Annotated in this window: 23 protein-coding genes; 8 read left to right on the forward strand and 15 right to left on the reverse strand. The window is 73.0% G+C overall.

The annotated features are described in order from the left end of the window. Positions 1–10 precede the first annotated feature (10 nt). From ACLIRP_RS06415 to cyoE, 4 genes are read right to left on the reverse strand one after another with little or no spacing between them, the layout of a single operon-like run. The gene (locus ACLIRP_RS06415; protein ID WP_412063135.1) at positions 11–448 is read right to left on the reverse strand and encodes a YqaA family protein; all 438 of its coding nucleotides are present in this window, start codon (positions 446–448) and stop codon (positions 11–13) included. Beyond that, positions 448–1,209, reverse strand: coding sequence for an ABC transporter permease (locus tag ACLIRP_RS06420; protein ID WP_412063136.1), 762 nt, complete (start codon positions 1,207–1,209; stop codon positions 448–450). Before ACLIRP_RS06420 ends, ACLIRP_RS06415 begins: the two co-directional genes overlap by 1 nt. After that, entirely contained in the window at positions 1,206–2,108 is a 903-nt protein-coding gene (locus tag ACLIRP_RS06425; protein WP_412063137.1) for an ABC transporter ATP-binding protein, read from the reverse strand. Before ACLIRP_RS06425 ends, ACLIRP_RS06420 begins: the two co-directional genes overlap by 4 nt. After that, a complete protein-coding gene (gene cyoE, locus ACLIRP_RS06430; protein ID WP_412063138.1) occupies positions 2,105–3,013 on the reverse strand; it encodes a heme o synthase in 909 nt (302 codons plus the stop codon). The genes ACLIRP_RS06425 and cyoE overlap by 4 nt, the downstream gene beginning before the upstream one ends. Before the next feature lie 226 nt (positions 3,014–3,239). Between cyoE and glmM the strand changes: the two genes are divergently transcribed. Continuing rightward, positions 3,240–4,598 (forward strand): phosphoglucosamine mutase, encoded by a 1,359-nt coding sequence (gene glmM / locus ACLIRP_RS06435; RefSeq protein ID WP_412063139.1) that lies wholly within the window; start codon positions 3,240–3,242, stop codon positions 4,596–4,598. A 9-nt stretch (positions 4,599–4,607) separates the two neighbouring features. Here the strand turns inward: glmM and ACLIRP_RS06440 are convergent, their stop codons facing one another. The 5 genes from ACLIRP_RS06440 to groES all read right to left on the reverse strand — a co-directional run bounded on the left by ACLIRP_RS06440 (position 4,608) and on the right by groES (position 9,043). Then, positions 4,608–5,369 (reverse strand): NRDE family protein, encoded by a 762-nt coding sequence (locus ACLIRP_RS06440; protein WP_412063140.1) that lies wholly within the window; start codon positions 5,367–5,369, stop codon positions 4,608–4,610. After that, positions 5,369–6,292 (reverse strand): COX15/CtaA family protein, encoded by a 924-nt coding sequence (locus ACLIRP_RS06445; protein WP_412063141.1) that lies wholly within the window; start codon positions 6,290–6,292, stop codon positions 5,369–5,371. Before ACLIRP_RS06445 ends, ACLIRP_RS06440 begins: the two co-directional genes overlap by 1 nt. Then, positions 6,286–6,864 (reverse strand): CAP domain-containing protein, encoded by a 579-nt coding sequence (locus ACLIRP_RS06450; protein ID WP_412063142.1) that lies wholly within the window; start codon positions 6,862–6,864, stop codon positions 6,286–6,288. Before ACLIRP_RS06450 ends, ACLIRP_RS06445 begins: the two co-directional genes overlap by 7 nt. Positions 6,865–7,014: 150 nt before the next feature. Next, on the reverse strand, positions 7,015–8,652 hold the full coding sequence (groL, locus tag ACLIRP_RS06455) for a chaperonin GroEL (protein ID WP_412063143.1): 1,638 nt from the start codon (positions 8,650–8,652) through the stop codon (positions 7,015–7,017). Positions 8,653–8,749: 97 nt separating this feature from the next. Further along, the gene (gene groES / locus ACLIRP_RS06460; protein WP_412063144.1) at positions 8,750–9,043 is read right to left on the reverse strand and encodes a co-chaperone GroES; all 294 of its coding nucleotides are present in this window, start codon (positions 9,041–9,043) and stop codon (positions 8,750–8,752) included. A 179-nt stretch (positions 9,044–9,222) separates the two neighbouring features. Here groES and ACLIRP_RS06465 point away from each other — a divergent pair, with 179 nt between their 5' ends. Next, positions 9,223–9,708 carry a DUF2085 domain-containing protein gene (locus ACLIRP_RS06465; protein ID WP_412063145.1) on the forward strand — a complete coding sequence of 162 codons (486 nt, stop codon included), beginning with the start codon at positions 9,223–9,225 and terminating at the stop codon, positions 9,706–9,708. Continuing rightward, on the forward strand, positions 9,708–10,223 hold the full coding sequence (locus ACLIRP_RS06470) for a hypothetical protein (RefSeq protein ID WP_412063146.1): 516 nt from the start codon (positions 9,708–9,710) through the stop codon (positions 10,221–10,223). Before ACLIRP_RS06465 ends, ACLIRP_RS06470 begins: the two co-directional genes overlap by 1 nt. 4 nt (positions 10,224–10,227) lie before the next feature. Here ACLIRP_RS06470 and ACLIRP_RS06475 read toward each other — a convergent pair whose 3' ends face one another. The 3 genes from ACLIRP_RS06475 to ACLIRP_RS06485 form a co-directional block, all read right to left on the reverse strand. Beyond that, positions 10,228–10,815, reverse strand: a complete 588-nt coding sequence (locus ACLIRP_RS06475; protein ID WP_412063147.1) for a hypothetical protein — start codon at positions 10,813–10,815, stop codon at positions 10,228–10,230. Between the two features lie 65 nt (positions 10,816–10,880). After that, a complete protein-coding gene (mutY, locus tag ACLIRP_RS06480) occupies positions 10,881–12,026 on the reverse strand; it encodes an A/G-specific adenine glycosylase (protein ID WP_412063148.1) in 1,146 nt (381 codons plus the stop codon). 1 nt (position 12,027) lies between these two features. Further along, positions 12,028–12,387 carry a hypothetical protein gene (locus ACLIRP_RS06485; RefSeq protein WP_412063149.1) on the reverse strand — a complete coding sequence of 120 codons (360 nt, stop codon included), beginning with the start codon at positions 12,385–12,387 and terminating at the stop codon, positions 12,028–12,030. Here ACLIRP_RS06485 and ACLIRP_RS06490 point away from each other — a divergent pair. Further along, positions 12,378–14,030 (forward strand): BamA/TamA family outer membrane protein, encoded by a 1,653-nt coding sequence (locus ACLIRP_RS06490; protein ID WP_412063150.1) that lies wholly within the window; start codon positions 12,378–12,380, stop codon positions 14,028–14,030. The genes ACLIRP_RS06485 and ACLIRP_RS06490 overlap by 10 nt on opposite strands. Here ACLIRP_RS06490 and ACLIRP_RS06495 read toward each other — a convergent pair whose 3' ends face one another. Next, the gene (locus tag ACLIRP_RS06495; RefSeq protein ID WP_412063151.1) at positions 14,031–14,282 is read right to left on the reverse strand and encodes a hypothetical protein; all 252 of its coding nucleotides are present in this window, start codon (positions 14,280–14,282) and stop codon (positions 14,031–14,033) included. A 67-nt stretch (positions 14,283–14,349) separates the two neighbouring features. Between ACLIRP_RS06495 and rsmB the strand changes: the two genes are divergently transcribed. The 4 genes from rsmB to ACLIRP_RS06515 all read left to right on the forward strand — a co-directional run bounded on the left by rsmB (position 14,350) and on the right by ACLIRP_RS06515 (position 18,155). After that, positions 14,350–15,648 (forward strand): 16S rRNA (cytosine(967)-C(5))-methyltransferase RsmB, encoded by a 1,299-nt coding sequence (gene rsmB / locus ACLIRP_RS06500; protein ID WP_412063152.1) that lies wholly within the window; start codon positions 14,350–14,352, stop codon positions 15,646–15,648. Continuing rightward, positions 15,645–16,190 carry a DinB family protein gene (locus ACLIRP_RS06505; protein ID WP_412063153.1) on the forward strand — a complete coding sequence of 182 codons (546 nt, stop codon included), beginning with the start codon at positions 15,645–15,647 and terminating at the stop codon, positions 16,188–16,190. Before rsmB ends, ACLIRP_RS06505 begins: the two co-directional genes overlap by 4 nt. 110 nt (positions 16,191–16,300) lie before the next feature. Further along, positions 16,301–17,362 (forward strand): PorV/PorQ family protein, encoded by a 1,062-nt coding sequence (locus tag ACLIRP_RS06510; protein ID WP_412063154.1) that lies wholly within the window; start codon positions 16,301–16,303, stop codon positions 17,360–17,362. 25 nt (positions 17,363–17,387) lie between these two features. Further along, positions 17,388–18,155, forward strand: coding sequence for a hypothetical protein (locus ACLIRP_RS06515; protein WP_412063155.1), 768 nt, complete (start codon positions 17,388–17,390; stop codon positions 18,153–18,155). Here ACLIRP_RS06515 and ACLIRP_RS06520 read toward each other — a convergent pair. Beyond that, positions 18,112–19,098 (reverse strand): phosphatidylglycerol lysyltransferase domain-containing protein, encoded by a 987-nt coding sequence (locus tag ACLIRP_RS06520; protein ID WP_412063156.1) that lies wholly within the window; start codon positions 19,096–19,098, stop codon positions 18,112–18,114. The genes ACLIRP_RS06515 and ACLIRP_RS06520 overlap by 44 nt on opposite strands. Then, the gene (locus tag ACLIRP_RS06525; RefSeq protein ID WP_412063157.1) at positions 19,095–20,729 is read right to left on the reverse strand and encodes a hypothetical protein; all 1,635 of its coding nucleotides are present in this window, start codon (positions 20,727–20,729) and stop codon (positions 19,095–19,097) included. Before ACLIRP_RS06525 ends, ACLIRP_RS06520 begins: the two co-directional genes overlap by 4 nt. Between the last annotated feature and the right edge of the window lie 20 nt (positions 20,730–20,749).

Genomic DNA, 20,749 nt, shown 5'->3' on the forward strand with positions numbered 1-20,749 from the left:
GCGCGGCCCCCTAAAACAGCCAGAGGAGCGCGGCGTAGCGAGCCACGCGCAGGCCGGCCACGAGGGGGACGAAGACCGCCAGCCGGACGCGGCCGACGCCGGCCGCCAGCGTCAGCGGGTCGCCGACGACGGGGAGCCACGAGAGCAGGAGCGTGGGCGTGCCGTAGCGCTCGGTCCACCGCACCGCCGTGCGCCCCGCGCGCGAGGCCGCCAGACGGGGCTCGACGCGGTCCCGCGCCAGCCGCCCGATGCCGTAGTTCAGCAAGCACCCGGCCGTGTTGCCGACGCTCGCCCACACGAGGGCGACGGGCCCCGTTAGCCCGGCGGCGACGGCGGCCACGAAAGCGGCCTCGGACGAGACCGGCACGAGCGTGGCGCCGACGAACGCGGCGGCGCACAGACCCCACGGCCCCCACGCCTGCACCCACTCCACAAACTCGGGCCCCATCACCCGCGCCTCGACACGACGACGGCCGAGACCAGCGCGAGCGCGGCGACAGCGACCATCACGACGGCGCACGTCGCGAGCGACAGCGAGGTGCCGGCGATGGCGGGGGGCAGGCCTTCGAGCCCGTATCGCAAGAGGCCCACGCCGTAGGTCGCCGGGTTGAGCCGCATGGCGACCGCCACGGCCCCGCTCGCGCCGGCCTCGGGGAAAAACGCGCCCGACAGCAGCCACACGGGGATCAGGACGACGTTCATCAGCGCGTGATACGCCCGCGTCGACGACAGCTTCCAGGCCATCACGAACCCGAACGCGCAGAACGTGAGCGCGAGGAGGACGCCGGCCGCGAGGGCAACGAGTGCGCCCCCTAGCCCCGGCACAAGCCCCACGACCGGCGCGAGCGCCGCGACGAGCGCGGCCTGCCCGACCGCCAGCGTCGTCCCGCCGAGCACGACGCCGAGCACGAGCGCGGCGCGCGGCTGCGGGGCCACGAGCACGGCCTGCAGCACGCCCGACTGGCGGTCCTCGACGACAGACAGCGTCGAGTAGATGGCCGTAAACAGGACGGTCAGCGCGACCATGCCGGGCAAGAGGTAGCTCAGGTAGTCGGCGTCGGACCCGGGAATGGTGACGGAGCCGGCGAACCCGAAGCCGAAGACGACCCAGAACAGGATCGGCTGCAACAGGACGCCGACGACGCGCGCGCGGTCGCGGGCGAAGACGCGGATCTCGCGGCGCCACAGGGCGAGGACGGCGGCCGTCATCGGTCGTCTGGGGACGTGCCGACCGCATCCGCGAAGACGTCCGCGAGCGTGGGGGCGCGGAGGGCGACGCTCGTCACGTCGGGCCGCTCGTAGAGGGCAGCGGCCTGCTCGCGGCGAGCGTCGGGGACGAGGACGCGGTCGCCGACGGCTCGGGCAGGCACTCCGTTATTGCAAAGAGTCTCCGCGAGCATGGCCGCGTCGGCCGTGTCGAGCCACAGGGTGTCGGCGCCGAGCGTCGCCGTCAGGTCTGCGGGGGAGCCGTCCACGACGACCCGGCCTGCGTCCACGATCACGACCCGGTCGCAGCGCTCGGCCTCGTCCATGGTGTGCGTCGCGATGAGTTGGGCGCCGTCGGCGCGGCGGCGGTCGAGGGCGGTCCAGAACGCCTCGCGGGCGATGGGGTCGAGGCCCGTCGTCGGCTCGTCGAGGAGCGCGAGCGCGGGGCGCGCGAGGAGACCGCGCGCCAGGTCGAGGCGGCGCGTCAGCCCGCCGGACAGCGTGCCGATGCGGTCGTCGGCGCGGTCCGCCAGCCCGGCTTCCGCCAGCGCGTCGGAAATCCGGGCGGCCGTCTCGACGCGGGGGATCCGCGAGAGCGCCGCCTGCAATGCCAGCGCCTCCCGGGCCGTCAGGTTCGCGTCGAGCGCGGGCGACTGGAACACGACGCCAACGTGGTGGCGCACGGCGTCCGGCTCGCGCGCCACGTCGAGCCCTCTGACGGCGACCGACCCGCCGTCTGGGACCAGCCGCGTCGCGGCAATGCGGAGGATCGTGGTCTTGCCGCTCCCGTTGCGCCCCAGCAGGGCGACGCGCTCGCCCTCGCCGACCGCCAGCGTCAGCCCGTCCAAGGCCTGCACCGCGCCGAAGGCGTGGCGGACCTCGCGGGCGTCGAGGGCAGTCACGAGCGGATTAGGAAGTCGAGGACGACGAGCACGAAGAACGCGGGCACGTAGGCGATCGATGCCAGCAGCAGGCGCTTGGCGCGGGCGTCATTCGGCTCCGAGAAAAACGAGAAGGCGGGGATCGTAAAGGCGGTGCCCAGGGCCGCCATCCCTGCCATGAACAAGAGGCCCGCCTGGCCGACGGCGGCGGGCAGCACGCCGGCGATGAGGAGCGCGAGCGTGGCCACCAGCACGATCGTCGCGAGCGTGCGCTCCCCGGTCTCGCCGGGCAGCATCCGGAAGCCGCCGCGCGTGTAGTCGGCGCGGAACATCCAGGCGAGCGCGTAAAAGTGGGGCAGCTGCCAGAGGTAGAGGATCGCAAACAACGACCAGCCCGTCGCGTCGAGCACGCCGGACGCGGCGGCGGCGCCGCCGAGCGCGGGGAGGGCGCCGGGCACGGCGCCTATGAGCGTGTTGTGGACGGTGAGCCGCTTGAGCGGCGTGTACACGGCGACGTACAGCACGACGGTCGCCACCGCCAGCACGGTCGTGAGCGGGTTCGTGGTCAGCGCCAGCACGGCGGCGCCGACGGCGACGCTGAGGAGCGCGAAGGTGACCGCGCCCCAGAGAGGCATCCGGCCGGCCGGGAGGGGCCGGGTCGCGGTCCGGGCCATCAGCGCGTCGTGGCGGCGCTCAATGACGTGGTTGAGCGCGCCCGCGCCGCCGCCGGTCAGCCCCGTCCCGACCATCAGCCCGACGAGCGCGAGCCACTCGATCGGGCCGGGCGCCGCCAGCAGGTACCCCGCCGCCGCCATCACCACCACGAAGGCCGTGATGCCGGGCTTCGTGAGCTCCTTGAAGTCTGCGATCAGGGGGAAGGCGACGGGCGGCGCGACGGCCGCCGCTTGCGCCTGGGCGGTCCTCATGAGGGCCGGGGGCGGGGGGAGTCAATCAACGCGCGCAGGGCGTCGGGTTTCGTCAATTAACGGGAAGGACGGACGGAGAGACGGTCCGTCGGCGGCCCGCCCGTCCGCTCGACGGAACGCCGGCACCCGGGACGAGTCTCCGCAAGCCCCTGGTCCGGGCCCGCTCGCACCCGACGCGACCCGGCGCCGAACGGACCGCCTCACTGACCTACCGACCACCGACCCCATGCCCCTCATCGCTTCCGTCTCCGGCATCCGCGGCGTCTTCGGCGACGGCCTCGACCCCGCCGCGCTCGTCCGCTACGCCTCGGCGTACGGCGCCTGGCTCCGCTCGCGGACCGACGGCGCCCCGCTCGTCGTGGTCGGCCGCGACGGCCGCGTCACCGGCGACGTGTGCGCCCGCGTCGTCACGGCGACCCTGCAGGCGGCGGGGTGCGACGTGATCGACGGGGGGCTGGCGACGACGCCGAGCGTGGCGATGGGCGTGCTCAAGCACGACGCCGACGGCGCGGTCATCCTGTCCGCCAGCCACAACCCGGCCGAGTGGAACGCGCTCAAGCTGCTCGACGGGAACGGCGAGTTTCTGGGCCCCGACGATGGCGCCGAGGTGCTGGCCCTCGCCGACGGCGAGCCCCAGACGGTCGGCTACGAGTCGCTGGGCAGCTACCGCACCGACGACCTGCTGCCGTACCACATCGAGAAGATCCTGGCGCTCCCGTACATCGACGCCGACACGATCGCCGAGCAGGGCTTTTCGGTCGTCGTCGACGGGATCAACTCGGTCGGTGCCTTCGCGATTCCGGCGATGCTGGAGGCGCTCGGGGTCACCGACGTCGAGGTGCTGAACGCGGAGGTAAACGGCCTCTTTGCGCACGATCCCGAGCCGCGCCCCGATCACCTGCGCGAGATCACGGCCCGCGTCGCCGAGATCGACGCCGACCTCGGCGTGGTCGTGGACCCGGATGCCGACCGGCTGGCGTTCGTCGAAGACGGCGGCCGCTTTTTCGGCGAGGAGCTGACTCAAGTCGTCGCCGCCGACTTCATCCTGGGGAAAACGCCCGGGCCCGTCGGCACGAACCTGTCGTCGAGCCGGGCGGTCGACGACATCGCGGCCAAGCACGGGCAGGACGTCGTGCGGTCGCCCGTCGGCGAGATCCACGTGGTCCGCGCGATGCAAGAGGCTGGCGCCGTGATTGGGGGCGAAGGCAACGGCGGCGTCATCCTGCCGGACCTCCACTACGGCCGCGACGGGCTCGTCGGCGTGGCGATCGTGCTCCAGCACCTCGCCGAAACGGGCCAGTCGCTGAGCAAGGTCCGCGCGTCGTACCCGGCCTACCACATCGCCAAGCACAAGGTGCCGCTCGGCGACCTCGACGCCGACGCCCTGCTGGCGTCGCTGGCCACGCGCTATGCCGGCGGCAAGGTCTCGACCGTCGACGGCGTCAAGGTGGACCTCGACGAGGGGTGGGCGCACGTCCGGAAGTCCAACACGGAGCCCATCCTGCGCGTGTACACCGAGGCGGGCTCGCCCGAGGCGGCTGACGCCCTTGCGGAGCGGTTCAAGGCCGAGCTGCTGGAGGGCTAGGCCGCGTCCTCACCCCACGACCGATTCGGACACCGTGTCGCCCCGCGAGCCGTCCGCCCGCCACGTCCGCTCGGTGATCGTGCCGGTGCCGTTGCGGTCGAGAACGAGGGCGGTCGAGACGCGCGTGCCGTAGCCGTCGCTCACGATGCGGACGGGCGCGAGCACGCGCTCGAGCGCCAGCCCGACGCCGGTGTCGGGGAGCTTGGCGTCCGGGGCGCCCTCGCGGTCGTCGAGCAGCGCCAGCAGGTCCTCAGGGTCGAGGCGCTCGGCGCGCACCGCGTCGCGCAAGCGCCGGCGGGCGCGGACCACCTTGGGCCAAGGCGTGTCGAGGCGGTCGTTTGAGAGCCCGTAGACGCCGGCCCCGAGCTCGAGCACGTCGTCGTGGCGCGTCGAGACCACGAACACGCCGTCGGGGTCGCCGACGACCAAGTTGAATCCGTCGAAGGCGTCGCGCTGCTGGCGGACCGCCTCGGCGACGCGGGCGGCGGGGTCGGCACGTCGGAGGAAGTCGGCCACGAGCCGCCCTCGAGACTGCTGGGCCGGGCACGGGAGAAGCGGGTCGCGGACGTTCGTGAGCGCGGCCCAACGGCCGCCCGGGGCGACGCCGAGCCACGTGCCACCGGCGGTGAGGTCGCGCCCGGCAAGCACGCCGGGCGCGTCGGGCCACGGCGCCAGCGGCGCGGCCGGCCGTGCAAACGCCTCGTCCCGGTTGGCCATCAGCACGAGGCGATGCGCCGGGTGGGCGTCGAGAGCGAAGGCGATGAGGCACATTACGCGAAGGCCGGCTGGCGGACGGGGGCGGGGGCGGCGACGATCCGGGCGGCCCAGATCACCATCGCGATCCAGATTAGGTCGGTGCCGAGCAGGTGCAGGATCTGGAGCCAGATCGGTGCCTGGAGCGCCACGTTGAGCGCGCCCATCGCCATCTGCGCCAGGAACGCGCCGACGAGCACGAACCCGTGCGACGTGATGCCCTCGCCGAGCGGCCGGGCCGTCCACACCGCCAGCCCGACGAGCGCGAGCGTGACGAACGCCATCGTGGGGTGGAAGACGCGCGCCAGCAGGAGTGTGGCCACGACGGGGTTTGTCTCGGGGTCGAGGCCGCCGCCGAGCACGAGCGTGTCGCCGAGCGCTGTCACGGCGCCGCCCGCACCCAAGATCAGCGTCGCTACGAGAGCGACGAGCACGGCGCCTGCGGGGCGTGTCGCGAGCGACCGGGGGCGCGGCTTGCCCTCGGCGTACCACGCCGTAAGCGTGAGCGCGCCGAGGAGCAGGAACGTGTTCGTCAGGTGCGCGGCCATCCAGACGGCGCGGCCGATGGAGGCGTTGTAGGCGACCTGTTCGAACAGCACGATCCCGGCGCCAATCGCGCCCTCGGTGATCATAAAGACCAGCGCAAGCAGGGACGCGGTTCGGGCCGGGTGGCCCCGCTCCGTTCCGCGGAACACGACGGCGACCAACCCGATCGCCGCGAGCCCCGCGAGCGCGCTCGTGATCCGGTGCCCGAACTCGATGACCGTGTTCAGCGCGGGCGCCGTCGGCAGCACCTCGCCGTTGCACAGCGGCCAGTGGTCGCCGCAGCCCGCGCCGGCACCGCTCGCGCGGACAAACGCGCCCCACAGGACGACCAGGATGGTGTAGCCGAGCACGCCCCACGCGACGCGGGCAACGGTCGGGTGGGACGTGTTCAGCACAGGACTTGGGTGATGTAGACGCGGTCGTCGGTGCCAAAGGCGACGCCGATGCCCTGGGCACGGGCGACCGGGTCGAGCAGGTTGCGGCGGTGGCCGGGCGAGTCGAGCCAACTGTCGACGGTTCGCTGGGCGAGTTCGGCGCGGGTGTACCAGTCGTACGTCCGGGTGACGCGGCCCCCGGCGGTCCGCTCGGCGTAGCCGCGGTACCGCGAGGTCAGGAACAGGTTCTCGGCGACGCCGACGCGCATCCGGCCCCGGAGGGGGATCTCGCAGACCACCTCGGCCGCTCGCGCGCGGTCCTGGGGCGAGGCGCCGTCGGGCGAGACGTGGTTGAAGTAGCCGCGCCGCCCCATGTCGCGGCTGTGGGATCGGGCGACGGCCGCGAGGTCGTCGCGCCACGCCAGCGGCTCGGCGCCCTGCCGACGCCGGGCGTCGTTCGCCGCGTTTGCGACGCGTCGGTCCAGGCCATCTAGGTTGGGCGCACGCCCCTCGCGGGCGGCGGGCTCGGTGCTGGGCACAGGCTCGGGGACGGCGAGGCAGCCGGAGAGCAACAGGAGGGCGATCCACCGCATGTCGACACAACGGGGCGCCAGCGACCGGGTTGCCCGGTCCGCCGACAGCGCCCGCGATCCACGGAGCCCGCACAGAAAAAGGGCGGCCCCCCCGAAGGAGAGCCGCCCAGGCCGGCGGAGCGGGTCCGCCAGCGGTCGTTGGCCGGATTCCTAGAAATCCATGCCGCCGCCCATGCCGCCCATGCCGCCGCCGGCCGGCATCGCCGGGCTGTCGTCGGGCTGGTCGACGACGACGGCCTGCGTGGTGAGCAGGAGGCCGGCGACCGAGGCCGCGTTCTCCAGCGCCGTGCGCGTGACCTTGGTCGGGTCGACGACGCCCATCGCGAGCAGGTTGCCGTACTCCTCGGTGCGGGCGTTGAAGCCGTAGTCGGCCTCGCCGTCCTTCACCTTCTGGACCACGACCGAGCCCTCGAGCCCGGCGTTGTTGACGATCTGGCGGAGCGGCTCCTCGAGCGCGCGGCGCACGATCTTGACGCCGATCTGCTGGTCCTCGTTCTCGACCTCGAACCCGTCGAGGGCCGAGAGCGCGCGGACGAGCGCGACGCCGCCGCCGGGGACGATGCCCTCCTCGACGGCCGCACGGGTCGCGTGGAGCGCGTCCTCGACGCGGGCCTTCTTCTCCTTCATCTCAGGCTCGGTCGCCGCGCCGATCTTAAGGACGGCGACGCCGCCGGACAGCTTGGCGAGCCGCTCCTGGAGCTTCTCACGATCGTAGTCCGAGGTCGTGTTCTCGATCTGGCTGCGGATCTGGCCGATGCGGGCCGAGATGTCGGCCTGCGTGCCGGCGCCGTCGACGAGCGTCGTGTTGTCCTTCGTGATGACGACGCGCTGGACCTTGCCGAGCGAGTCGAGCGTGGCGTTCTCGAGCTTGTAACCCATCTCCTCCGAGAGGAGTGTGCCGCCCGTGAGCGTCGCGATGTCGCCCAGCATGGCCTTGCGGCGGTCGCCGAAGCCCGGGGCCTTGACGGCCGCGACCTTGAGGGTGCCACGGAGCTTGTTGACCACGAGCGTCGCGAGGGCCTCGCCGTCGATGTCCTCGGCCACGATCAGGAGCGGGGAGCCCGTCTGGGCCACCTTCTCGAGAACGGGCAGGAGGTCCTTCATCGCGGAGATCTTCTTGTCGTGGATCATCACGACGGCGTTCTCCATCACGACCTCCATCGCGTCCGGGTCGGTCACGAAGTAGGGCGAGAGGTAGCCGCGGTCGAACTGCATGCCCTCGACGGTGTCGAGCGACGTGTCGGTCCCCTTGGCCTCGTCGACCGTGATGACGCCGTCCTTGCCGACCTTCTCCATCGCCTCGGCGATGAGGTCGCCGATCTCGGTGTCGTTGTTGGCCGAGATGGAGCCGACGGAGGCGATCTCCTCCTTGCCGCCGACGTCGCGCGAGAGCGTCTTGAGCTCCTCGACGACGGTGCGGACGGCTTTGTCGATGCCGCGCTTGAGGTCCATCGGGTTGGCGCCGGAGTTCACCGAGCGCAGGCCCTGGGTCATGATCGCCTGGGCAAGCACGGTCGCGGTCGTGGTGCCGTCACCGGCGACGTCGGACGTCTTGGAGGCGACCTCCTTGACCATCTGCGCGCCGACGTTGGCGATCTTGTCCTCGAGCTCGATCTCCTTGGCGACGGTGACGCCGTCCTTGGTGACGGTCGGGGCGCCGAACTTCTTCTCGATGATGACGTTGCGGCCCTTGGGGCCGAGCGTCACCTTGACGGCGTTCGCGAGCGCGTCGACGCCCTCCTTGAGCTGGTTGCGGGCGTCCGCGTCGAATGTGATTTGCTTAGACATTTTTGGTGTTGCGTGTTCGTGTTGCGTGACTTGGCGAAAGGTCGGTGCGTGTCGCGTCGGCGTGGTCAACACGCAGTACGCAACACGCTACAGGCTTTTAGCCGTTGACGATCCCGAGGATGTCGGACTCGCGCATGATGAGGACATCCTCGCCGTCGAGCTGGATCTCGGTCCCGGCGTACTTGCCGTAGAGCACGGTGTCGTCGGCGGAGACGGTCATGTCGACCTTGGTGCCGTTCTCGACCTTGCCCGGGCCGACGGCCAGGACGGTGCCGCGCTGCGGCTTCTCCTTGGCGGTGTCGGGGATGTAGAGACCGCCGGCGGTCTGGGTCTCAGCGGCCTGGGGCTTGACGACGACGCGGTCGCCGAGCGGCTTGATGGATGCAGCCATGGTAGGGGGGAGGGTGGGTCGGAAAAGAGCGGGCGAGGGTGCCCGGCGGGAGAGATTAGCACTCTCCCTGTCAGAGTGCTAGGGTCTTACCAGGGATCCTCCCCGGGGGTCCCGGGCGCTCTGTTAAGACGACGTGAGCCGGCCGCATCTCTGGGCGCTGATGCTCCGTAGGTTTCCGCATGGCAATCCCACCCCTTCGGATTGGATGGGTCGTCGCGCTCAGCGTGTCGGCCGGGCTCGGGGCCGTGGCCGTGGCGGCGCCCGTGGTCGGCGGCGAGGCCGGCCACTGGATGCACGCCGCCTTCTCGAGTGTGTGCCACCAGCTGGCGGACCGTTCGCCCCACGTCGCGGGTGGCCCCATCGCCCTGTGCCACCGCTGCTCGGGGATCCTCGGCGGCCTGGTCCTCGGCCTGGCCGCGGCTCCGCTCCTCGGCCGGTCCCTTCTGGCGGCGACCACGACCCGCGCACAAGGCGTGTGGTTGGTGCTGGCGGTCCTCCCGACAGCCCTCGACTGGGCGCTTGGCACCTCGGGGCTTTGGGCGAATACGCCCGCCTCGCGCACGCTCACCGGCGCCGTGTTCGGCCTCGTCGCCGGCGGGGTGCTCGCTGCCAACCTGCTCACCGCCCGCCCCGCGCGGGCTCCCGCTCTCACCCCCACGTTGTGATGCAACCCAAGGCTCCCTCCATCGTCCTCGGCGCGGCCGTGTACGCCGTCGCCGCCCTCATCGTCGGCTTTTTCGCCATCAACGCCAGCGGCTCCGCCCAGTATCTGACGGGCGTGTTGTGCTGCCTCGCAGCCATCGCAGGGCCTGCCGTGGCGGTCTGGCACTACACGTCCACCCACCACGTGACCGTCCCCGCCGGGACGGGGGCTGGGCTCGGCGCGGCGGCGATCGTCATCGGCGGCCTCGTGAGCTATGGGATTACCAAGGTGCTCCAGGCGGTCAACGTGTACCCGTCGGACGCCGAGATGATGGACCGCCAGCGGGACCAGCTCATCGCGCAGGGCCTGGAGCCCGAGATGGTCGAGCAGTCGATGCAGATGGGCGAGATGATGCAGGGCATCGGCGGGGCGCTCATCAACCTGGTGATCGCGGCGATCATCGGCGCAATTGCCGGCGCGGTCGCGGCGTCCGTGTTCAAGCGCGGCCCGGCCGGCGATACGCTCGACCCGATCTAGTGGATCAGCTGCGGCGGTCTCGTCGGAGGCCGCCCCGCTTTCCGAAGACGGTCTGCAGTACGAAGGCGTCGCGCGCGGCGGCCGGGTCGCTCAAGCGGTCGTTCCAGCTGGTCCCGTCGGGCTCCTGCCGTGTCTTGCGGCGGAGCTTGTGCGGGTCGTAGTCGAGGGGGCGGAGCGCAGGCTCGGTGAACGCGGGCGCGCGCTCAAAGCTCTCTTCGGAGTACGGGTTCTCGATCCCGAACCCGTGCGCGTCGTGGTCGAACGAGCCCATGACGCCCGAGAACTCGGACCCCAGCGCCGTGACTGGCCGGTCGACGACCGGCGCGGCAGGCACGATTGGCTCGGGCTCGGGAGGCGCGATGGGCTCGACCGCCGCCTCGGTCTCGACGCCGCCCGCTTGCGCCAGCGACTCTTCGAGGTTGGCCAGGAAGGCCTCGAACGGCGTCGGGCCCTGCGTCGAGCCCTCGGGGCCCGACTCGCTGACGAGGGGCGTTTGGGCGGCCTGCTTGCGCTGTTGGGCCTTGCGGCGGCTCGCCAGCAGGTAGTACGCCCCGACAAAGAGCAGGGGGAGGAGTTCGATGATCGCGTCCACGGGTCCGGGCTGGCGTGCCCCGAACGTACGCCGCGCGTCCGGACGAGATGCAGGCGCGGGCGGTCCTACAGCAGGCGCGGCGCGCGGGCCTCCTCGCGGAGAGCCTCGATCACGTGCCGGTTCGCGCGCGGGAACGCGTAGTCGTCGAGGTCGGCGACGGACACCCACGCCCAGGGCTCGCCCGTCTCCGTCGACGGCTCGCCGGAGAGGTGCGTGCAGCGGAGGGCGTGCATCGTGATCTGGAAGTGCGAGTACGCGTGGTCGACGATTGCGACGGGCCGGCCGACCTCGACCCTAATCCCCAACTCCTCGGCGATCTCGCGAGAACACGCCTCCTCGATCGACTCGCCCGCCTCGACCTTGCCGCCCGGAAACTCCCACAGCCCGCCCAGCATGGCGTCCTCGGGTCGGCGCTGGATGAGCACGCGGCCGGCCGCGTCGAAGACGAGCCCTGCGGCGATCGTGTGGTGCGGGACGGCCTTGCGCTTGGAGACGACGGGGAACGCCTCGGGCTGGCCTGTGGCCGCCGCGCGGCAGACGGGTCGGAGCGGGCACCGCGGGCACGCGGGCTGGCGCGGCGTGCACAGCGTCGCCCCGAGCTCCATCACGGCTTCGTTCCACCGGCCCGGTCGCTCGCGGTCGAGGAGTTTGTCGGCGAGGCGCTGGAGGGCCGCCCGTGTCTTGCCCGCCCGAGCGTCGGCCTCGACGGCGAAGACGCGCGCCAGCACCCGGATCACGTTCCCGTCGAGGACGGCCAGCGGCGTGTCGAAGGAGAGCGACAGGACGGCGGCCGCCGTGTATGGGCCGACGCCGGGGAGCGCGCGGAAGGCGTCGGAGTCCGACGGGATCACGCCGTCGTGCTCGGCGACGACGACGCCGGCGGCGCGGTGCAGATTCCGGGCGCGCGAGTAGTAGCCGAGCCCCTCCCACAACTTGAGCACGTCGTCAATCGGCGCGGCCGCCAGCGTGGCGACGTCGGGGAAGCGGGCGATGAACCGCCGGAAGTACGGAGTCGCGGTGTCGACGCGGGTCTGCTGGAGCATGACCTCCGAGACCCAGACGCGGTACGGGTCGCGGCGGCCGTCGGGCCCGGATTCGCGCCAGGGCATCGGGCGCCGAGCGCCGTCGAACCACGCGGGGAGCGCGTCGCGAAACGCGGCCCGGTCGGCGGTCGTGACGGCCTCGACGAGCGCGTCTCCCAACTCGGCCATGCTACCCCGTGATGTCGACCAACAGCACCACGGACTCTGGCGCCCGGCCGGGCATGATCCGCCGCAGGCGGACCGGGAGCGCGCCGCGCTCGCGCGCCAGCGTCCGCCACATGAACGAGCGGTCGACGAGCCACGACAGCGCCGGGGCCTCCTCGACCTCGTACGTCACGGCCATCCCGCTCATCCGCGAGGGCAGCGCGACGATCAGCGTCTCGCCAGCGCGGACGGAATACCGCAGCGTGTCGGCGGCGGGGCGATCTTGGACCTGCGGGTACCGCGTCGCGGAGTCACCCGTTTGGGCGGACACGCCCGGCGCGAGGCCGAGCAGGAGGGCGACGAGACCCAGACGACATGCAGACACAGCCTACGGGGGGAGCGGACCGCAAGGTAGCCCTCGCCATCGCTGTGCTCGCGCTCGCGGCGACGGGCGCGGCCCAGACGGTCGCCGTCGCGGCCGACACGACGCTGCGGCTGGCGGCCCCGGTCGCGGACGTGGCCGACGCGCTCGCGGCCCAGGGCTACCTCGTCGCCCGCGTCGACTCGGCCCGCGCCGACACGGCGTTCGTGACGCTGGGCGAGCGGGCGGTCGTCCGGCGGTTCGAGGTCGTCGGCGCGGCGTCGGTGCCGCTCACATGGACGGTCGAGGCTGGGGCGCCGTTCTCGTCGGCCCGGCTGGCGGCCGACCTCGACGCGGCGGCGGCGCGGTACGCGAGCGCCGGGTTCGGCGACGCCCGGCTCGTGCCCGCCGTCGAGGCCGCCGACGGCGGGCGGGCCGTTGACGTCACCGTGCAGGTGACCGAGGGCGCCCCGGGCGAGGTCGTCGGGGTCGAGCTGGCCGGAGCCCGGTCGCCGGCTCGCGCATTCGCCTCGCGCCGGGCCGGGCTGACCGAGCCGACGCCGCTGGCGGCCGTCGACCTCGACGCGCTCCGCCAGCGGCTCGACGCGACCGGCTTGTACGCCGAGGTCGGCGTCCCGGTCGTCGCGCGCGATGCGGCCGGCGACTTGGTCGTTCAGGTCCCCGTCGTCGACGCCCCGCCGGGCGCCGTCGACGTGGTGCTCGGCTACCTCCCGCCGGGGCCCAGCGGCTCCGGCAGCGTCGTGGGCCGGGGCCGCGTCGACCTCCGAAACCCGTTCGGCGGGGGCCGCGCGCTGTCGGTCGAGCTCGAGCGGACGCCCGGGCTGGCGTCGTCCTTCCGCGTCGCCGCCAGCGACCCGTTCGTGCTCGGCACGCCGATCGGCGCCGGGCTCGCCTTCGACGGCGACGCCCGCGACTCGACGTTCGCGCGCCAGCGGCTGGCGGGGTCGCTCATCTACGCCGTCGACCCCGGGCTCGACCTCGTCGCGAGCGTCGCCGGCGAGCAGGTCCGCCCCGGGACGTACGGCGCCGGGCTCGTCGACGGCCGCCCCCGCGTCCGGCGCACCGACGACGTGCTGTTTGGGCTGGGCGTCGTCCTCCGCCGTCTGGACCGCGCGCGGAATCCGCGCCGGGGCGTCGAGGCGAGCGTCTTCGCCGAGCAGGCGCGCCGCGCCAGCGAGACGTTCGAGGCGCCCGGGGGGCGCCGCCGCCTGACCGTCCGCGGTCGGGGGTACGTCCCCACGCTCGCGCGCCAGACCCTCGTCCTCGGGCTCGACGCGACGGTCACGCAGCAGGCGACGGGGCCCGACGGCTTGGTCGACGAGGGCGACCTCGTCCGCGTCGGCGGCGCGGCCCGGTTCCGGGGCTACGACGAGGACGCCTTCCTGGCCCGGAGCTACGTCCGGGGGATCGCCGAGTACCGGGTCCTCTTCGACGCCGCCTCGTTTGCCTTCGCCTTCGTCGACGCCGGCGGCTTGGATCGCCCGGCCGTCCCCGGCTTCGCCGCCGAGCGGCGCGGCCTGCTCGGCTACGGCGCCGGCCTGCGCGTGACGACGGCGCTGGGGTTGGCGACGGTGTCGTACGCCCTCAACCCCGACCTCGGCATCGGTCGGGGCAAGGTCCATGTCGGGCTCGCAGTCGGCTTGTGATCAGCCCTCGACGTCGTCCGTCGAGTCCGCCAGCCAGTCGACGCCCGAGGCTTCGGCGCAGTGGTCGCAGCAAAAGATGCGGTCGCCGTCCTCCAGACCGTGGCCGAGGACGCGGACGCCGCAATGCTCGCACGACGGGGCGATCTGGTGGGCGGCGCACTCGATGGAGTCGAACGTCATCGTTTCGCCGGAGGCGAGGGTGACGGTAAAGGCGCGGTCGTAGTCGTTGCCGCAGGTGTCGCAGACGGGCATGGGAGAAGGGGGGAGGGAGACCTGCCAACGGCGCCCGGGGCATCCGGTTCGGCCGGTAGCTTGCGGGATGACCGATGCCCGCGTCCTCGCCGTCCAGCGCCTCCTCCGCGTCGAGGACGACGGCGCCCACGTCGCCCGGCTCGCCGACGGCGCCAGCAGCCCCGAGGTCTCCCGCCGCGCCGTCGACTACGTCTCGGGCGTCACGCGCCAGAAGCGGTACCTCGACTTCCTGATCGGGAAGTTCTACAAGGGCCGGCTGGGCGACCTCGACCCCGAGCTGCTTCAGGTCCTGCGGATCGGGGCCTACGACCTGGTCGTCCGCGAGGTCGCCCCGCATGCGGCCGTCAACGAGGCCGTCGAGACGGCGAAGGCGCTGCTGCACCGGGGCGCGGCGGGCGTGGCGAACGGCGTGCTCCGCGCGCTCGACCGAGCGCGGCAGTTTGGGAGCCTGCCCGAGCCCGTCGGCAAGGACCCCGCGGATGCGCTCGCGATCCGGTATTCGCACCCCACGTGGACCGTCCGCCGCTGGCTGGCGCGGTGGGGAGAGGACGCTACGCGAGCGTTCCTGGAGGCCACGAACACGCGGGGCGGCTACACGATCCGCGCCGTCGACCCGGAGGCGCTGGCGCCCCGGCTGGCAGAGCTGGGTGTCGAGGCCGAGCGGCTCGATGCGGCGCCCGCCTTTTTCCGCGTCGACCGCCTCCAGCCGATCCTGCGGTCCGGGCTGATCGAGGAGGGCGCGTGCGCGGTCCAGGACCTCGCGGCCGGGCTCGTGGTCCACGCGCTCGACCCGCAGCCCGGCGAGCGTGTGCTCGACGCCGCCGCGGCGCCGGGCGGCAAGGCCGTGTACGCCGCGCTGCGGATGGGGGCCGGCGAGGTCGTGGCGCTCGACGTGAGCGAGGCCAAGGCCCGCCTCGTCCGCCAGTCGGCGGAGCGCCAGGGCGCCGGGATCGTGCGTGCGGCCGTCGGCGACCTGACGACGTGGACCGCCGACGCCCCGTTCGACCGCGTCCTGCTCGACGCGCCGTGCTCGGGGAGCGGCGTGCTCGCCAAGCGCGCCGACCTCCGCTGGCGCCGGAGCCCGGAGCAACTCGCCGAGCTGGCCGACCTGCAGGACCGGCTGCTCGCCGCCGCCGCGCGCCACGTCCGCCCAGGCGGGCTCCTGGTGTACTCGACGTGCTCCGTCGAGCCCGAGGAGAACGACGACCGCGTGGCGGCCTTCCTCGCCAGCCACCCCGGGTTCGCGCTCGAACCGGTCGGCGACCTCGTGCCGGCGTCGTTCCGCGGCGGGCCCGTGTACCGGGCGCTGCCCCACGTGCATGCCACCGACGGCGCCTACGCGGCCCGCCTCCGTAATATCCCATGACCGATCTCAAAGCGCCCTTCCTCGACGCCCGCGCCCGGCTGGCGGCGCTGCTGGAGGGCATCGACGACGACACGTTCAACGCCAGGCCCGGGCCCGACAAGTGGTCGGCGGCCGAGTGCGTCGTCCACCTCAACAAGATCGCGAAGGGGTACCTGCCGGTGATGGAGGAGGCCGCCGCCCGGAGCGAGCCCCGCGGCGAGGGCCCGTTCCGGTACGGGTTCGTCGCGCGGAAATTCGTCGACTCGCTCCGCCCCGGCTCGCGGCCGATCCCGACTGGCGGGCCGATGAAGCCGCCGGCGAGCGAGGGCTTGCGCTCCGACATCGACCGGGACCGCGCGGTCGCCCGGTTCGACGCCGACATCGACCGGTACCTGGCCGTCATCGACGCCGCCGAGGGGCTCGACCTGGCCCGGATCAAGATCCGCTCGCCGTTCATGAAGCTCCTCCGGCTCCCGCTCGGCGCCTTCATCGAGGCCCTGGGCGTCCACGCCGTCCGGCACGTGATGCAGGCCGAGCGGGCCGTCGCTGAGAGGACTGTGTGAGTGCCTTGCCGGGCGCGCGGCAATGTTCGACCTTGCGACCCGTTGCCCACCCGTTCCCCCCGACGCCTCTGCACGCTGGTACCCCGCTTCTCCCAAGCTCAATGACCTCTGTGCAGGCCCGTCTGTGGCTCCTCCTCTCGCTCGTCCTGGCCGTCCCGGCCTCGGCGCAAACCGTCACCGGCAAGTACGGCGCCGATTTCCTCGCGTCCGGCGTCGGCGCCCGCGCCCTCGGGATGGGCGGGGCCTACGTCGCGCATGCGAACGACGTGACCGCCGGGTACTGGAACGTGGCCGGGCTGAACGGCCTGCGGTCCGGTGAGGCCGCCTACATGCACGCCGAGCGGTTCGACGGCGCCGTGGCCTTCGACTACGCCGCCGTGGCGTACCCGCTCTCGCCGCGCTCGACGGTCGCCGTCTCGTTCGTCCGCTCGGCCGTCGACGACATCGCGAACACGCTCGACGCCTACGACCCGACCACCGGGCAGATCAACCCGGACAACGTCCAGCTGTTTTCGGCGGCCGACAACGCGCTGTACGTCTCCTACGCCCGCGGGGTCGGCAGCAAGCTGTCGCTCGGGGCGACGGCCAAGGTGGTTCGCCGCGGCATCGGCGACTTTGCCGACGCCTGGGGCTACTCGCTCGACCTCGGCGCCCAGCTCGACCTCGGCCGGCTCCAACTCGGCCTCAACGTGCAGGACGCGACGGGCATGATCCAGTCGTGGTCGGTCGACCAGGCGCGGTTCGAGAGCGTCCCCGAGGAGAGCCGCCCCGAGGGCCTGACCGAGATCGTGCTCCCGCTGGCGCGACTCGGCGCGGCGACCGTCCTGCCCCTTTCCGATGACGTCGGCTTCACCGTTGCCGCCGACCTCGACCTCGGGTTCGACGGCCAGCGCGCGAACGTGCTCGACGCCGGCGGCGTGTCGTTCCGCCCCCGCTTCGGTGGGGAGTTGATGTACCGCGACATCCTGGCGTTCCGCGCCGGCATCGCCGACATCGCCACGAGCGAGGACTTCGGGACTCAGATCACGCCGTCCGTCGGGGCTGGTGTGAACCTGGGGCCGCTCGCGATCGATTACGGCTTCGGCGACTTCGGCGGGCTCGCGAGCGAGCTCGGGTTCGCCCACCGCGTGTCGCTGGCGTACCGCTTTGGTGCCGGCGCCCCGCCGCGCTAGCTTCCGCCGTCCCCCGCCCGCCGCCATGCTCCCCTCCGACGACCGCGACGGCATCGTGCTGAGCGTGACGCTGCACGTGGTCGTGCTGCTGCTGCTGGCGCTCGCGTTTGCCGCGCCGCCTGAGGTCACCGACCCGGACTGGCCGCCGCAGCTGTTGGAGGTCGAGTTCGGCCCTGCGCCCGTGCCGCCCGAGATCGTCGGGGAGCCCGAGGCCGCCGAGGCGGGGGCCCCATCGCGGGCGATGGAGCAGCCCGAGGAGGAGCGACCGACCCCGCCGGCGCCGTCGCCGGCCCGGATCCCCGAGCGACAGCCGACGCCGCCCAAGCCGGACCGCCCGCTCCCGCGCCCGGCCCAGGCCGACGACGCGCCCGCCGCGCGGCCGAACCCGCCGTCCCGAGCGACCCGCCCGGAGCCCGACCCGCGCGCCGCGCGCCAGCCGGAGCCGAGCACGAGCGCCGGCACCTCGGAGGGCACGAGCCGGAGTGCGGGCGCGGACACCGGGGCCGGCCGGGGCTCGGGAGGCGACGCCCCCGCCGAGGTCGGCTTTCAGTTCGGCAACCGGACCTACGACTGCCCCACGCCGCCGTTCAGCGGGGTCGAGGGCGAGGTGACGTACCGCGTCACCTTCGCGCCGAACGGCCGCTACGTCGCCGACCGGCCGGTCACGCGGAATGGGGCGCTCGACGCCTCCGTCCGGTCCGTCATCTCGCGGTGCCGCGCTGAGGCGCTGCCCTCGAACGCGCTCCAGGTCAACCAGACGACCCAGGCGACCTTCCGCTTCCGCGCGAACTGAGCCGCTCGCGTACCGCTGCGGCGGCGGAGCGGGCCTCGTCGGCGACGGCCGCTGCGAGCGCGCGGGCGACGAACCACGTCGGGGAGCCGGCTGCGAACGCGGCGGCCACGGCGTGGAAGGTGAGCACGGTGATGGGGGCGCCGTCGGTGACAAGGTGGAGCGGTCGCCAGCGGTCGGGCTCGAACTTGGCCTTGAATCGCTCCAGCCCCTCGAAATTGTAGAAGCGCGAGGCGTGCGCGCGCGTCCACCAAAGCAGGCCGCGGACGAGCCGAGACGGCGCCGGTCGGCTCAAGGGCGCGAACGTCGACAGGGGCACCAGCCCGAGCGTGAACGCGGTGTCGGGCGGCAGGCAGGCGACGACCGCGTCGAGCAGCAGGGCGGCCGTTCCGTTCGGGGCGTCGCGGCGCTGGATGATCCACTCGACGAACACCTCCGGCCCGGGTCGAGCGACGGCGTAGCCGACAATCCGGCTGTCCCGGGTCGCCGTCCAGAACCGGCGGTCGTCAGGGGCATCGAGAACGAAGGGGTCCGCGAGGAATGCCAGCGGAGGGAGGCCCCGCCGCGCGAGCCAGTCGGTGAGGACGGGTGCGAGGCCGGGGGCCTCCGACACGGGCAGCGGGGCGACAGTGACGCCCTTGTTTCGGGCCCGCGCGAGCTGGGCCCGCACCGACGCCTTCCGTTTCTTAATCCGGGCCCACGACCCGGGGTGCCACACGGGCTCCGCGCCGATCACCACCGACGGACGGTCGTCGGCGATGGCGTGGGGATGCTCGACCCCGAACCAGAGCACCCGGGCCCCTGCGCGCCGCGCGTCACCCTCGAACCGGGCGGCCGTCGCCGGGTCGCCGTCCGACGGCTCGCCCGCCGCGACGCGGACGGCGCCCCACGACCGGACCTCCACGTAGTCGACCCGCGCGTCGCCTGAGGTCCATGTTTGAATCACGGGCGCACGGCGAGGCCGAGGCGGAAAAACACGTCGTCTGGTCGATCATCCCAGAACTGCGCGTCCCCGTAGAAGCGCAGCGCGACGCCGCGAGCGGGTTCGATCTCGACCTGGGCGCGCAGCCCGGGGCCGCGAAAGACGTCACCGGCGAGGAAGGGGGCCCGTCCGTCGTCTGGTGGCGTTCCGAGCCGCACGTCGCCGCCCGCCTGGGTGACGCTGCCGTCCTCAGCGATCGGGTTGCGGCCTTTCCGGACGTAGCGGCCCGAGATGCGCGCCCGGGCCCGGAACGGCAGCCACGCCTCGGCGCCGACGAGCCACTGGTCCGCGTTCGGCCCGAGCGGGTGGCCGAGCCCGAATCCGTTGTGGACGTACGAGTTGAAAAAGTCGCCGTCGTCGACGAAGCGGTGCGTGTAGGTGTACGGCTCGATGCGCACGTACTCGCCGAAGGCCGACAGGCCGGAGCCCGGCACCGCCGCCCGCCAGCCGGTCTGGATCGCCCACTTGTTGCCATACTCGCCGTCGCCGAGCGTCGCCGTCGCGAGGTCGTCCACGAGCCATGTGAAAGAGGCTTCGACGCCGGGAAGCGGGCGGACGGTCGTCTCCAACGAAAAGAGCGTGTTGTCGCGGTCGTAGAGCGCGTGCTCGGCGGCCTTGACGGGGAAGAGGGGGTTGAGGTACGCGAGCTCCGGCCCTCGCCGCCCGTAGACCGCCATGCCGGTATAGGCCCACGTCCACCAGCCGGTCGGCTGAATCTCGAAGCGGTGAATGGCGAGAAAGCGATCGGGCGCGTCGAAAAAGAGGGAGTCGCCAGTACTGACCACGTCGGGCGCACTGCTCATCGCGGCGTGAACCGCCTCCAGGGTGATGCTTCGCGTCCGCAGGCCGAGGCGCACGAAGGGGAGGTAGTCCGCGTTCGCCGACAGCACGACGGGCGCCTCGGCGCTGGCGCCGTAGACGAGCCGCTCGTTCGCGATCTCGGCCGAGAACGCCCCCGCCACGACGCGCGCCGACGCCGTCGTCTGGTCGAAGGGGCCCGTGATGTTGGACGGGTCGCGCGCGACGTAGTACAGGGGCGCCAGCAGGGGGTCGTCGGCCAGCACGGCCGCGTCGCCGGTTATCTGAGTGCCCGACAGCGTGCTCGTGTACAGCCCGAGCCAGTCGCGGTACGAGGCTTCGAAGGTGAGCCGGGCGCTGCGCGCGAGGCCCCCCGGCGTGCCGTCGGCGTCGCGGCCCTCGACGACGCCCTCGCCCCAGACGCTGGCGCGCCAGTCGGCGTCGCGCGCGTAGATGAAGGTCCGCTCCGCATCGGGGTCGAGGAGCCGGGCGCCCCCGTCGCCCACAAAACTGTGGACCCGGTCGAGCGGCTCGAAGAACTCGCGGCGGAACTCGCCGAGCCAGAACCGTCCCCCCGGCCCCAGGCGGTCGGCCCGGGCCGCCAGCGAGTCGAGGTGCGTCCGGACGACGCGGCGGTCGACGGGGCGCGTCTCGTGGCGGTATTCGGGGAGCGCGCCGGCGACCCGCTGGATGACGAGCCAGTCGTAGACGCGGTGCTCGGCGGGGACGATCTCGGGCTGTGCGGCCACCGCGCTCGCCAGCGACGCGAGAAGAAGGAGGCCAAGCGTGCGGTGCATGCCCAAAGCTAGCCGTCCAC

This window comes from Rubrivirga halophila, from assembly GCF_046845755.1.
In the GTDB taxonomy this organism is placed as follows: Bacteria; Bacteroidota; Rhodothermia; order Rhodothermales; family Rubricoccaceae; genus Rubrivirga.